This is a genomic window from Streptomyces sp. APSN-46.1, assembly GCF_022815725.1.
Classification (GTDB): Bacteria; Actinomycetota; Actinomycetes; order Streptomycetales; family Streptomycetaceae; genus Streptomyces.
Genome location: NZ_JALGRF010000012.1, coordinates 41,903 through 54,080 on the forward strand (window position 1 = coordinate 41,903; position 12,178 = coordinate 54,080).

Here is a 12,178-nt window from a genome sequence, read left to right on the forward strand (position 1 = left end):
TACGTTGCCTTCGAGATTCTTGGCAACATCTCCGTTGCACAGAATCAGCATCATCGCAGGTAGAAGCCACATTATCGTTGCAACAGTCCTGGTTTTAACGCAACGACAGCAATCCTGTTCGTTGCGTTGGATTGGGAGTGAACGCTATGCTGGAGCATCAAGGAAGAAGCGTGAAGGGAGATCGCGATGCCGGGAGGCAGGCTCACCCAGCAGGAACGCCAGCAGATCGCGCTGGGGATGGCCGACGGCCTCGCCTATGCGGAGATCGCCAGACGTCTCGATCGTCCGACCTCGACGATCACGCGGGAGGTGATGCGCAACGGCGGCCCCACCGCCTACCGCGCCGACCTGGCCCACCGCGCCACCGAACGCCGTGCCCACCGGCGCAGGCAGACCGCATCCAAGGGGGCCCAGGCGGCCCCGCAGGCCCACGGACGGGACGCCGAGGCCGTGCGCGAGTACGAGGAGACGTTCACCGCCGTCCTCATGGCTTCGGGCATGCCCACGATGATGTCCCGGGTGATGGCCTGCCTCACCCTCACCGACACCGGCAGCCTCACCGCGTCCGAACTCGTCCAGCGGCTCCAGGTCAGCCCGGCGTCCATCTCCAAAGCGGTCAAGTTCCTTGAGAGCCAGGGCTTCGTCCGCCGGGAACGCGACGAACGCCGCCGCGAGCGCTACGTCGTCGACGACGACATCTGGTACCAGTCGATGATCGCCAGCGCCCGGTCCACTGCCCAGATCGTCGAGACAGCACGGCAGGGCGTCGGCGTCCTCGGCCCCCACACCCCGGCCGCCGCCCGCCTGGAGAACGTCGCCCGCTTCCTCGACTTCGTCTCCGAGAGCATCACCCGCGCCGCGGAGCAGGCCCGCGAGATCCTCCACACGAAACCCGAAACGACCTCAGGCGGCACTACCTGAGCCCTGGCCCCAGCGACTTCAGCTCAACTGGGGCTGACCGTGGAGCCGCCATAGACTCAAAGGGCGGGGACTGGGGGGGATGGCAACCTCAGGAGGATGCGATGTTGCGGCACACCAGACTGGCCGGCGAATCGGCGGACTACCTCGACGCCCGCGAAGAGCTGCGCCTGGCCGAGATCGACCTCATGCGCCACCGCGAGAAGGTCGCGGCCCAGCGACGGGCGCTCCCTCAGGGGCCACCCGTCGACGACTACGTCTTCGTCGAGGGCCCCGCCGACCTCGACGCCGGCGACACACCGGTCCGCGAGGTCACTTTGAGCGCGTTGTTCACCGCCACGGACCGCCCGCTGATCGTCTACCACTTCATGTACGGCAAGCTGCAGACCGCCCCCTGCCCGATGTGCACCCTTTGGATCGACGGCTTCAACGGCATCGCACACCACATCGCCCGCAACGCCGACTTCGTCATCGCCGCGGCCGCCGACGTGTCCGCCCTCCGGCAGCACGCCCGCAACCGCGGCTGGCACCGGCTACGGCTCCTGAGCTGCGCCGAAAGCACGTTCAAGTACGACCTGGGCAGCGAGGACAAGGACGGCGAACAGGACTCCACCATCTCCGTCTTCACCCGCGACGGCGACGGCACGGTCCGCCATTTCTACTCCGCCCACCCACGCATGGCCGACGACATCGACGAGCGCGGCATCGACCTCCTGGCCCCCGTCTGGCACCTCCTCGACCTGACCCCGCAGGGCCGCGACGACTGGTACCCGAGCCTCGACTACTGACCGTTCCTCAGTGTTGGGCACGAACGTTGAGGGCCCAGGGGGTATCGCCTCTCAGCTGCTCTTCGAATTCGACGACCATCTCGCCGCGCGGGCCCACCCACTAGGTAGGCACTGATCACCATCAGTACCGCGCCCGGACCAGATGCGGCCGGACCCTCACCCGATCGGTGGAGAGTCGGCCTGACGGGGTGTTACGCGTGCTGCCGCTCGGGCCGGTAAGGGCCGCCGATGCCCCACGCCTGGTGCAGGACCGCCGCGAACTCCCCGGCCAGCCGGTGCTCGCCGGAGGCGTTGGGGTGCGTGCCGTCGTAGGTGTCGTGGTGGATGTCGTACGAGGACGGGCGCGCGCCCAGCAGGATCGGGGAGGCGTCGGTGGTCAGGTCGGCGACCGCCTTCGCGAGGAGCTCGTTGAAGCGCGCGACCTGCGCCGCGAAGGGCGCGTCGGACTCGGCGCGGACGTTCGGTATGACGGGGAGCAGGATCATCCGGATGCCGGGGCGGGCGGCGCGGGCCTCCGCGATGAACCGGCGGGCGTTGGCGGCGGTCTGCTCGGCGTCGGTGTAGAAGCCGAGGTCGATGAGCCCGAGGGAGACGAGCAGGACGTCGGCCTTGCCGGCGCGGGCGGCGGGGCCGATGAGGGGGGCCATGTGCTGCCAGCCCTCGCCCCAGCCGGCGAGGTGGCGGCGGGCGTGGTCCGGGAAGCCGGGGTCGGCGTACTCGTGGCTGGTGGGGGCGTCGGCGAAGGTGTCGTACACCTCGCAGCGCGGGCCGACGATCTTGTACGGGCCGCCGAAGGCCGCGTTGAGGTGCTGCCACATCCGGTAGCGCCAGGTGTAGTCGCCGGCGCGTCCGATGGTCATGGAGTCGCCGACGAACATGAAACGCATCCGGTCATCATCGCGGATCGCGCGGCATGAGCCGCTGTGACGCCGGACACGCGGGGCGGGCTGGCACGCTTGGAGTCATGCGCCTGCTGCCGCCGTTCACCGCCGCCGTCGTCCTCGCCCTCATGCCGGGCGCCCCGGCGTTCGCCGCCTCCGGCGCGTCCGGGGCCCCCGGCGCCCCCGCCGTGTCCGGGTTCACCATCACCGACCCCCGGATCAAGGAGTCGAGCGGGCTGGCGGCCAGCCGGATCCACCCGGGCGTGTACTGGACGCACAACGACAGCGACGACGGCCCGTACGTGTACGCGGTGGACTCGGCGACAGGGAAGACGGTGGCGCGGGTGACGCTGACGGGGATCGGGAAGCCGCGCGACGTCGAGGCGATCTCGCTGGGGCCGGACGGGCAGCTGTACGTCGGTGACATCGGGGACAACCGGGACGGCACCTGGGACCACGTGTGGATCTACCGGTTCCAGGAGCCGAAGGGGCTGGGCGATGTCACGGTCAAGGCCGAGCAGTTCACCGTGCGGTACGCGGACGGGGCGCGGAACGCGGAGGCGCTGATGGTGCATCCGGTGACGGGACGGGTGTACATCGCGAGCAAGAGCGAGGACAAGGGCGGGCTGTACGAGGGGCCGGCCAAGCTGTCCACGTCGGGCCCGAACGTGTTCCGGCGGGTCGCCGAACTGCCGTGGGTGACGGACGGGGCGTTCTCGCCGGACGGCGCCCGGCTGACGGTGCGGGGGTACTTCCTGGCCCGGACGTACCCGTGGAAGGACGGCCGGCCCGAGGGCGAGGGCGAACGGCTGACCGCGCCGTGGCAGGGGCAGGCGGAGTCGGTGACGTACACGCCGGACGGGTCGGCGCTGATGTTCGGGGCGGAGGGGGCGTCGAGCCGGGTGGTGGCGGTTCCGGTGACCTCGGCCCCGTCGTCCGCCACCTCGGCTTCGCCGGAACCGGGCTCCCCGGCGGAGGCGGGGCCCTCGCCGGAGCCGGGCCCCTTCGGCAAGGGAGTCCTTGTCCTGGCGGGTGGCCTGGCCGTGCTCTTCGCGGCGAACCGCCTCTTCCGCCGCCGCCGTCCGAAGTCCTGACGGTTCGCTGCTGGGGCTCCGCCCCAGACCCCGCGCCTCAAACGCCGGCGAGGCTGGAATTGCCCTGCGGGCAATCCAGCCCCGCCGGGCGAAACTCAGCCCGTGCCGGGCGAAACTCCAGCCCACGCCGGGCGAAACTCCAGCCTCGCCGGGCGAAACTCAGCCCCGCCGGCGTTTGAGGCGCGGGGGTCCGGGGGCTGGCCCCCGGCAGCGGCGCCGCACCCGCGCCCCCGGCGGCTACTCCTCGCGGATCGGGATCCGGCCGTTGACCACCGGGCCCGCGGAAGCCCCGGCATCGGGGGCACCCGGGCTCCCGGCATCCGGGGCGACCGGCGTCGGCGGCTGGGACATCGTGGCCAGGAGCTGGCGGGCCACGCCCAGGCCCGCGCCGCCCATGGACAGGGCCTTCGCGAACATCTCCGACATCCCCTCGGCCCCGTTCAGCAGCACCATGTGCTCCACGTTCCCGAACGCCCCCGCGCCGGCCTGCACGATCGCCGGCCAGTTCTCCGCGAGCTGCTGCGCGACCACCGCCTCCTGGTTCTCCGCCAGCGCCGCCGCCCGCGCCTTGATGGCGTCCGCCTCCGCGAGGCCCTTCGCCTTCGCCGACGCGGCCACCGCGAGGCCCTTCGCCTGCGTGGCCGCCGCCTCCGCCTCACCGGTCGCCCGGGTGGCCTTCGCGGCCGCCAGACCCCGCGCCTCCGTCGCCGCCGCGTCCGCCGTCGCCGCCGTCGTGACGCGCGTCGCCTCCGCCGCGGCCGCCAGCTCCGTCTCCTTCGCCTTCGCCTGCGCCGCCGAGATGCGCGCGTCGCGGTCCGCCTCGGCCCGCGTCCTCGTCTCGTACGCCGCCGCGTCCGCGGGCTTGCGTACGTCCGCCTGGAGCTGCTGCTCGCGCCGGTGCGCCTCCAGCTCCGCGACCCGCGTCTCCTGGACGACGACCTGCTGGCGGGCGGCCGCCTCCGACAGCGGGCCCGCCTGCCGGGTGGTCGCCGCCGCCTTGTCGCGCTCGGCCTGGTAGCCGGCCTGGAGGATCTCGCTGTCCCGGGTGGCCTCCGCCATCCGCGCGAACGCGGTCTGCTCGGCCTCCGTCGCCAGCCGGTTCGCCTCGGCCTGCGCGATGCGCGCGTCCCGCTGTACGGCGGCCGCGTGCGGCATCGCCAGGTTCTTGATGTAGCCGGTCGGGTCCTCGATCTCGTGGATCTGCAGCGAGTCCACGATCAGGCCGAGCTTCTCCATCTCCGTACCGCAGGCCGCCCGGGTCTGCCCCGTCAGCTTCTCGCGGTCCCGGATCATGTCCTCGACCGTCAAACCGCCCACGATCGACCGCAGATGACCGGCGAAGACGATGTGCACCCGCTCCGGCATCATCTTCTGCTGGTCCAGGAATCGGCGGGCCGCGTTGGCGATGGACACGAGGTCGTCGCCGATCTTGAAGATGACCACGCCCTTGACCCGCAGCGGGATGCCCTGGTGCGTCACGCAGTCCACGTTCAGCTGCGTTTCGTTGAGGTCCAGCGACAGCTTCCGTACCGCCTGCACGCCGGGGAGTACGAGCGTGCCGCGCCCGGTGACGATCCGGAAGCCCATGCCCTCGCCGAGGCCCTCGGTCCTGTGCGTGGAACCGGAGATGACGAGTGCCTCGTTGGGTTCGGCCACCCGCCACATGAGCTTGAACAGCCCGATCAGAGCGATGATGCCGGCGAGGACGATCCCCGCCACGACGCCGATGTCCATCGGCAACTCCCCCCTAGCGCGGTGCCGTTCGGCACCGACGAAGGCGAGTCTGCGCCCGCTCGACCATGGCGGGAAGACGTCGGCCGAGTCTTATCGCCATCTTGATACGTACAGGTGACGCGGGGGTCACTGGGTGACCGGAGGACGGCCCCGGCACATTCAGGCCGGGTGGTCGGTCACTCGTTCGGGTGGGCTGTTGGTTTTTCGGGGAGCGGCACGGTCTTCGGCTCTAGGTTGTCATCATGACGGCATCAGCGGAGGTCGGGGAGAGCGGGCGCGCCCGGTACACCTTCCGGCTGCGTGTGTCGTCTACCGGGAATGCCCCGCTTCAAAAGGAAGACACTGGCGGATCTGACCCTCAACTACACCCGTCGTGGTTTCCGGCTGAAGGACGGCCGTCTGCACCTGGCGGGTGGGATATCGCTGACGGTGGTGTGGTCGCGGAAACTGCCCAATGATCCGTCTAGCGTGCGCGTCTACCGTGACAGTCTCGGGCACTGGTACGCGTCGTTCGTCATCCAGACCGAAGTGCAGCCGCTTCCAGCGACGGGTGCGGTGATCGGTATCGACTGGGGCGTGAAGGAGACCGCGACCACCACCAGCGACGCACACGACCTCCCACACCCCGAACACGGGAGGAAGGCGGCCGGGAAGCTGGCCGGGTATCAGCGCATGATGGCCCGCCGGAAACCCAAGCGCGGACAGGCCGCCTCCAAGGGGTACCGCACGGCGAAGCGGCAGGCCGCGAAGGCGCACAAGAAGATCGCCCGACAGCGCCAGGACACCGCCCGCAAGTGGGCCAAGAACGTCGTGACGGACTTCGATCGGCTCGCGGTGGAGGACTTCCGTCCGAAATTCCTAGCCAAGTCGACCATGGCTCGCAAGGCAGCCGACGCCGCGATCTCCACCACCAAGCATGAACGTACACGTGCACGGCGTGCGGAGCCGTCTCACCCCGAGACAAGAACTCCGCATGCGTGATGCTCGTCCGGGCTGGTCTCACCCCGGCTACCGCTGATCGTGGAAGACCCGACGGACCGCCGGTCCGCCAGGCAGCGTGAGGTAGGAATCCCCTTCGTTCGCGAAGGGGAGGATGTCAATGGTCGTAGACGGCCATCACGTACACCGTGCGCGGCGGCAGGTACTCCACCACCGTCACCATCGTCCCGACGGGCAGCCGCTCCGGCCCCGGCCCCAACCCCGAACCTGGCGCCGGGTGGGCCAGGAAATGCTCGGCCCCGCCCCGGATCCGTACGATGACCTCGCCCACCAGCCCCGGGCCGACCGCTCCGGTCACCCGCCCGGTCATGCCGACCATGTCCTCGTCCCCCATGGGCCGAGGGTAGCGGCCGACACCCGCCCGCAGTCCTCCTAGGAGTGGCCCAGATCGGCGGCGGGAAGGTCCGAGACCGGCACCGAGCCCGTGTCGGCGGGCGCCGGGCGCAGCGGGAACTCGTCCGTGGCCATCGAGTCGAGCACGGGCGGCGCCGGGCGCGGCGTCTTCGGCATGACCGCGGCCTCCGAGTGCCCGCCGCATCCGTAGGACAGCGACACCATGTGGCCGTCCGCCGGGCTGAACTCGTTGGCGCAGACACCGAACGCCTGGCCCAGCGAGCCGCCGATCGCGACGAGGAAGCCGCAGGTGACGCACGAAGCGGGGGCCGCCTGCGCCATCGGGGTCTTGGCGCCGAACCCCTCGTCCCAGCGGTCGGCCGCGCTGTGCAGCCCGTAGCGGGAGAGGACCCGGGCGCGGCGCATGCCGAGTTCCTCGGCGACGGCCGTGATGGAGCCGCGTACCGGGACCACCGTGCGGTCCGTGACGTCGGCGTCCTCCGCCTCCACCAGTTCGGCCATCTCGGTGGACACGACCGAGTTCGGCGGCGGTACGTCCTCGCCCGACCAGCCCGGCTCCAGCCGCAGGTCCTCGGCGTCGGTCGGCAGCAGGTCACCGGGGCCCATGTCCCCCGGCCGCAGCCGCTCGCTCCACGGCACCCACTCGGGTGCCAGCAGCGCGTCGTCGCCGGGAAGGAGCACCGTTTCGTCGAGGGTGACGAGCTTCGCGCGGGACGCGCGGGTGACGGTGACGGCCCAGCGCCAGCCCCGGTAGGCGGGGTCCTTGCACTCGAAGAAGTGCGTGACGACCCGGTCGCCCTCCGCGATGACGGAGACATGCTCGCCCACCACTCCGGGAGCAGCGGCTTCCTCGGCCGCCGTGCGGGCGAGGTCTACCGCCTCGGCGCACAGGCGGTCGGGGGTACGGCTTCGCGTCGTCGCAGCACTCACAGGTCTCGTTCTCTCCTACGCCGTCTCACGAGTGCGCCGTCCGTACTGTCGTCCTGAACGACCCGTCGGTCCTGTCCGTACGATGCGCGGGCGGAGCGGACCAGAGGGCCGCGTCGACGTCCGCACCCGATCGGCCTCGGGCGCACCTTCCTACGATCCATTCTGCGGGATCGCGAAGAGGCGCGCGGCCAAGAGCAACCGCCGGTGGCGCGCTAGGCACGCTACCTCCTCCAACGCCTTCGGCCCACATGCAAGGTCCGATTCGCGGACAAGCCCGCGACCCGACGGGCACCCGAACGCACCATGGGGGCCCCGCACGGAGTGTGGGGGAGCGTCCGGGCGACCCGAGTGGGGCACTATGTCGAGTGTGGCACCCGTACGGTCGTCCGACGACGGCTCGGGACCGGCCAGGAGGGCCGGCCGGGCCGTCGCGCGTGCCCTGCACTTCCCTATCACCGGTACGGCCCGGGGAATCCGGCGGGCCACGCACGCGCACGGGGCCGGTGAATCGGGCCTCGGCAGGCTGATCGAACTGCACGCGATCAACGGCGCCGGCGACGTGATGATCACGGTGGCGCTGGCCTCGACGGTGTTCTTCTCGGTTCCCACGGACGAGGCGCGCGGCCGGGTGGCCCTGTACCTCGCCGTCACCATGGCCCCTTTCACCCTGCTGGCCCCGGTGATCGGGCCGATGCTGGACCGGCTGCCGCACGGGCGGCGGGCCGCGATGGCGGCCGCGATGCTGGCACGGGCGCTGCTCGCGCTGATGATGTCGGGCGCGGTCGCCACGGGCGGGCTGGAGCTCTACCCGGCCGCGCTCGGCGTCCTGGTGGCGTCCAAGGCGTACGGGGTGGTCCGCAGCGCGGTGGTGCCACGCCTGCTCCCGCCGAAATTCTCACTCGTCAAGGCGAACTCGCGCGTCACGCTGGCCGGGCTGCTGGCCACGGGCGCGGCGGCGCCGGTGGCGATCGGACTGCAGATGATCGGGCCGCCGTGGCCGCTGTACGGGGCCTGCGCCATCTTCATCTGGGGCACGTTCGCGGCGTTCACGCTGCCGCACACGGTGGACGAGGCGAAGGGCGAGAGGCGGGCCCGGCTGTCCACGCACGAGCCGCACTCGCGCAAGCCGGGGCTGCGGACGGTGAGCCCGTCGGTGCTGTACGGGCTGCTGGCGAACGGGTCGATGCGCGCGCTGTCCGGGTTTCTGATCTTCTTCCTCGCGTTCCTTCTGCGGGAGCACCCGCTGGCCGGGCAGAGCGCGGCGGTGTCGCTGGGCATCGTGGGCGTCTCGGCGGGCGTCGGCAACGCGTGCGGTACGGCGGTGGGGGCGTGGCTGCGGGCGCGGGCGCCGGAGGCGATCATCGCGGCGGTGCTCTCGCTGACCCTGGGCGTCGCGGTGCTGGCGACGGTGTTCTTCAGCGGACTGTTCATGGCGGTGCTGGGTGCGACGGCGGGCTTCTGCCAGGCCCTGGCGAAACTCTCGCTGGACGCGATGATCCAGCGGGACATCCCGGAGGCGGTCCGCACCTCGGCCTTCGCCCGCTCCGAGACGCTGCTCCAGGTGGCGTGGGTGCTGGGCGGCGCGATCGGCATCGTGCTGCCGCTGAACGGGGTACTCGGGATGTCCGTCGCGGCGGTCATCGTGGCCGTGGGTACGACGATGGCCCTGCGCGGCCTCCTCTCCTCCCCCCGCCACCACCACCGGCCACCGTCCACCCCCCGTCCCCGTGTGGCGTAGCGGCCGCGCGGCCGCGCGACCCCCGCAGCCCCGCAGCCCCACCGGGGGCGCCCGGGGCGGCGGCGCGGCCGAGGACCCCCCAAGCAGCGGCGCGGCCCACCGGCCCGATAGCCTTCGGCTCATGACCGCACAGCTTTTCTCGGGTAGGGGCCGGCGCAGCGTCGCGGCCCTCGGAGCCGTGTCCGCCGGCCTCCTCCTCCTCTCCGCCTGTGGCGACAAGCCGACGCCGCTGGCGACCGTGACGGTCGGCACCTCGTCGGTGTCCGCCGAAGCCGCCTGCCGCGACTCCAAGGAGCTCTCCATGGAGAAGGTCCAGGAGTGCTTCACGGACCACAAGGAAGCCAAGACCATCGAGTACGGCCGTGGCGACACGCTCCGCCTCGGTGTCGAGCCCGAGGTCGTCGAGGACGGCAAGAAGTGGCAGGCGGTCCTGGACGGACAGCCCATCACCGAGCCGTCCTCGAACACGTACCGCAGCTTCCCCGGCGCCGACCTGTTCGCCACCGGCGGCGCGGGCGAGGCCCCGGCCTCGAAGAAGCTCGCCTTCGTCGAGGTCTCCGAGGACGGCAAGCCGCTCGCCGTCTGGAACTTCACCGTCAAGCTCAAGTAACCGGGCGGCCCGGGCGGTGCGCGCGCTCATCGTGACCGCGGTGGCGGCGGAGGCAGACTCTGTCGCCGCTGGTCTCACCCCTCATGAACCCGTGACCCCGGAGCCGCGCCGCCTGCCCGGCGGCTATCTCGTCACGCGCCGCGACCTGCCCGGTCTCGCCGCCGACGTGCTCATCGGCGGCGTCGGACCGGCCGCCGCCGCGGCCGGGACGGCCACCGCGCTCGCGCTGGCCGACTACTCCCTCGTCATCTCCGCCGGCATCGGCGGCGGGTTCGCGCCCGCCGCCCCGCCCGGCTCGCTCGTAGTCGCCGACGCCATCGTCGCCGCCGATCTGGGGGCCGAGGGACCCGACGGGTTCCTCCCCGTCGACGCCCTCGGCTTCGGCCACAGCGTGCACCTGCCGCCCGCCGAGCTCGCCGCCCGCGCCGCCGAGGCGACCGGCGGCCTGCTGGCGCCCGTACTCACCGTCTCCACCGTCACCGGCACCGCCGCCCGCGCCGCCGAGCTCGCCGCCCGGCACCCGCTCGCCGGGGCCGAGGCCATGGAGGGCTTCGGGGTGGCGGAGGCCGCCGCCGCGCACGGGCTGCCCGTACTGGAGATCCGCGCCGTGTCCAACGCCGTCGGCCCGCGCGACCGCGCCGCCTGGCGGATCGGGGACGCGCTGGCCGCGCTGGCCGAAGGGTTCCGCGTACTGGGACCCGTACTCGCCCACTGGGGAGGACAGCATGAGCAGCAGCAACACCACCACCGGTGATCGCGATCCCCTGCGGATCGCCTATTCGCCCTGTCCCAACGACACCTTCGTCTTCGACGCCTGGGCCCACGGCCGGATCCCCGGCGCGCCCGCCCTCGACGTCACCTTCGCCGACATCGACATCACCAACGGCATGGCCGAGCGCGGCGAGCGCTGCGAGTTCGACGTACTGAAGGTGTCCTACGCGGTCCTGCCCTGGGTGCTGGAGGAGTACGCGCTGCTCCCCTGCGGCGGGGCACTCGGCCGCGGCTGCGGGCCGCTGGTGCTGGTGAAGGATCGCAGCCTGGTGAAAGATCTCGACCTGGCCGGCAAGACCGTAGCCGTGCCGAGCGAGCGCTCCACCGCCTACCTGCTGTTCCGGCTGTGGGCAGCCGATGTGCTGCCGGAGGGCGTCGGCAAGGTCGTCGTCCTGCCCTTCCACGAGATCATGCCGGCCGTGCGCGACGGCCGCGTGGACGCCGGACTCGTCATCCACGAGGCGCGGTTCACCTACCAGGACTACGGGCTGCACTGCCTGGCCGACATGGGCGAGCACTGGGAGTCCACCACCGGGCTGCCGATCCCGCTCGGCGCCATCATCGCCAAGCGCTCGCTGGGCGCCGAGACCCTGCACGCGCTGGCCGAGGCGGCCCGTACGTCCGTCCGGATGGCCTGGGACGACCCCGAGGCCTCCCGGCCGTACGTACGCGAGCACGCGCAGGAGCTGGACCCGGCCGTCGCCGACCAGCACATCGGGCTCTACGTCAACGAGTTCACCGCCGGGCTCGGAGACGCCGGGTACGCGGCCGTACGCGGGCTGCTGACCCGCGCGGCGGCAGAGGGGCTGGTTCCGGCCATCTCGCCGGAGGCGCTGGCCTTCCCGTAGGCCCGCGAACGACCGTGCCCCGCCCCTCTCTCGGGGGGCGGGGCACGGTCGTCGGTGCACTCGCCGCGCTCGGTACGCGGCTCGGGCGGCTCAGACGTCGAGCTGGTCGGCCACCGCGCGCAGCAGTCCGGCGATCTTCGTACCGTGCGTCTTGTCGGGGTAGCGGCCCCGCTCCAGCATCGGCGTGATGTTCTCCAGCAGCGTCGTCAGGTCCTGCACGATCGAGGCCAGCTCGTCCGGCTTGCGGCGCTGCGCCGCCGCGACCGACGGTGCCGGGTCCAGCACCGTCACCGAAAGCGCCTGGTCACCGCGCTGACCGGCGACGACGCCGAACTCCACGCGCTGGCCGGGCTTGAGGGCTTCGACCCCGGCAGGGAGCACCGACGAGTGCACGAAGACGTCGCCGCCGTCGTCGCGGGAGAGAAAGCCGAAGCCCTTCTCACTGTTGAACCACTTGACCTTGCCGGTAGGCACGTCCGTCCTCTGTCCTTGTGCTCGTTGGGTCCGGTGCGC

Annotated in this window: 12 protein-coding genes and 1 pseudogene; 8 read left to right on the forward strand and 5 right to left on the reverse strand. The window is 71.8% G+C overall.

The window, feature by feature from the left end:
• The first annotated feature begins 186 nt into the window (after positions 1-186).
• Complete coding sequence (locus MTF65_RS25240; protein WP_243631238.1) at positions 187-921, forward strand: helix-turn-helix domain-containing protein; 735 nt, start codon at positions 187-189, stop codon at positions 919-921.
• A gap of 101 nt (positions 922-1,022) precedes the next feature.
• Complete coding sequence (locus MTF65_RS25245; protein ID WP_243631239.1) at positions 1,023-1,706, forward strand: DUF899 family protein; 684 nt, start codon at positions 1,023-1,025, stop codon at positions 1,704-1,706.
• A gap of 191 nt (positions 1,707-1,897) precedes the next feature.
• On the opposite strand, the gene MTF65_RS25250 is transcribed toward MTF65_RS25245, so the two are convergent.
• Positions 1,898-2,593: a GDSL-type esterase/lipase family protein gene (locus tag MTF65_RS25250; RefSeq protein WP_243631240.1), complete on the reverse strand. Its 696-nt coding sequence runs from the start codon at positions 2,591-2,593 to the stop codon at positions 1,898-1,900.
• A 77-nt stretch (positions 2,594-2,670) separates the two neighbouring features.
• Here MTF65_RS25250 and MTF65_RS25255 point away from each other — a divergent pair, with 77 nt between their 5' ends.
• Positions 2,671-3,681: a WD40 repeat domain-containing protein gene (locus tag MTF65_RS25255; RefSeq protein WP_243631241.1), complete on the forward strand. Its 1,011-nt coding sequence runs from the start codon at positions 2,671-2,673 to the stop codon at positions 3,679-3,681.
• Positions 3,682-3,918: 237 nt separating this feature from the next.
• On the opposite strand, the gene MTF65_RS25260 is transcribed toward MTF65_RS25255, so the two are convergent.
• Positions 3,919-5,415: a flotillin family protein gene (locus tag MTF65_RS25260; RefSeq protein ID WP_243631242.1), complete on the reverse strand. Its 1,497-nt coding sequence runs from the start codon at positions 5,413-5,415 to the stop codon at positions 3,919-3,921.
• 300 nt (positions 5,416-5,715) lie between these two features.
• Between MTF65_RS25260 and MTF65_RS25265 the strand changes: the two are divergent.
• Positions 5,716-6,476, forward strand: a pseudogene (locus tag MTF65_RS25265) (RNA-guided endonuclease InsQ/TnpB family protein); the annotation flags it as partial.
• A gap of 35 nt (positions 6,477-6,511) precedes the next feature.
• On the opposite strand, the gene MTF65_RS25270 reads toward MTF65_RS25265, so the two are convergent.
• Positions 6,512-6,748, reverse strand: a complete 237-nt coding sequence (locus MTF65_RS25270; protein ID WP_243631243.1) for a hypothetical protein — start codon at positions 6,746-6,748, stop codon at positions 6,512-6,514.
• A gap of 38 nt (positions 6,749-6,786) precedes the next feature.
• Positions 6,787-7,698: a DUF3027 domain-containing protein gene (locus tag MTF65_RS25275; protein WP_243631244.1), complete on the reverse strand. Its 912-nt coding sequence runs from the start codon at positions 7,696-7,698 to the stop codon at positions 6,787-6,789.
• Positions 7,699-8,056: 358 nt separating this feature from the next.
• On the opposite strand from MTF65_RS25275, the gene MTF65_RS25280 reads away from it, so the two are divergent.
• The 4 genes from MTF65_RS25280 to MTF65_RS25295 all read left to right on the forward strand — a co-directional run bounded on the left by MTF65_RS25280 (position 8,057) and on the right by MTF65_RS25295 (position 11,665).
• On the forward strand, positions 8,057-9,436 hold the full coding sequence (locus MTF65_RS25280; protein ID WP_243631245.1) for an MFS transporter: 1,380 nt from the start codon (positions 8,057-8,059) through the stop codon (positions 9,434-9,436).
• A 121-nt stretch (positions 9,437-9,557) separates the two neighbouring features.
• Positions 9,558-10,046 (forward strand): DUF2771 domain-containing protein, encoded by a 489-nt coding sequence (locus MTF65_RS25285; RefSeq protein ID WP_243631246.1) that lies wholly within the window; start codon positions 9,558-9,560, stop codon positions 10,044-10,046.
• 16 nt (positions 10,047-10,062) lie between these two features.
• Positions 10,063-10,800, forward strand: coding sequence for a futalosine hydrolase (locus tag MTF65_RS25290; RefSeq protein ID WP_243631247.1), 738 nt, complete (start codon positions 10,063-10,065; stop codon positions 10,798-10,800).
• The gene (locus MTF65_RS25295; RefSeq protein WP_243631248.1) at positions 10,772-11,665 is read left to right on the forward strand and encodes a 1,4-dihydroxy-6-naphthoate synthase; all 894 of its coding nucleotides are present in this window, start codon (positions 10,772-10,774) and stop codon (positions 11,663-11,665) included. Before MTF65_RS25290 ends, MTF65_RS25295 begins: the two co-directional genes overlap by 29 nt.
• A 90-nt stretch (positions 11,666-11,755) precedes the next feature.
• On the opposite strand, the gene MTF65_RS30360 is transcribed toward MTF65_RS25295, so the two are convergent.
• Complete coding sequence (locus tag MTF65_RS30360; protein ID WP_308407227.1) at positions 11,756-12,139, reverse strand: cold-shock protein; 384 nt, start codon at positions 12,137-12,139, stop codon at positions 11,756-11,758.
• Between the last annotated feature and the right edge of the window lie 39 nt (positions 12,140-12,178).

Coding starts and splice junctions, on each gene's coding strand:
- MTF65_RS25280 (WP_243631245.1), top strand. CDS start 8,057: ATGTCGAGTGTGGCACCCGTACGGTCGTCCGACGACGGCTCGGGACCG.
- MTF65_RS25285 (WP_243631246.1), top strand. CDS start 9,558: ATGACCGCACAGCTTTTCTCGGGTAGGGGCCGGCGCAGCGTCGCGGCC.
- MTF65_RS25270 (WP_243631243.1), bottom strand. CDS start 6,748: ATGGGGGACGAGGACATGGTCGGCATGACCGGGCGGGTGACCGGAGCG.
- MTF65_RS25240 (WP_243631238.1), top strand. CDS start 187: ATGCCGGGAGGCAGGCTCACCCAGCAGGAACGCCAGCAGATCGCGCTG.
- MTF65_RS25245 (WP_243631239.1), top strand. CDS start 1,023: ATGTTGCGGCACACCAGACTGGCCGGCGAATCGGCGGACTACCTCGAC.
- MTF65_RS25260 (WP_243631242.1), bottom strand. CDS start 5,415: ATGGACATCGGCGTCGTGGCGGGGATCGTCCTCGCCGGCATCATCGCT.
- MTF65_RS25255 (WP_243631241.1), top strand. CDS start 2,671: ATGCGCCTGCTGCCGCCGTTCACCGCCGCCGTCGTCCTCGCCCTCATG.
- MTF65_RS25250 (WP_243631240.1), bottom strand. CDS start 2,593: ATGCGTTTCATGTTCGTCGGCGACTCCATGACCATCGGACGCGCCGGC.
- MTF65_RS25295 (WP_243631248.1), top strand. CDS start 10,772: ATGAGCAGCAGCAACACCACCACCGGTGATCGCGATCCCCTGCGGATC.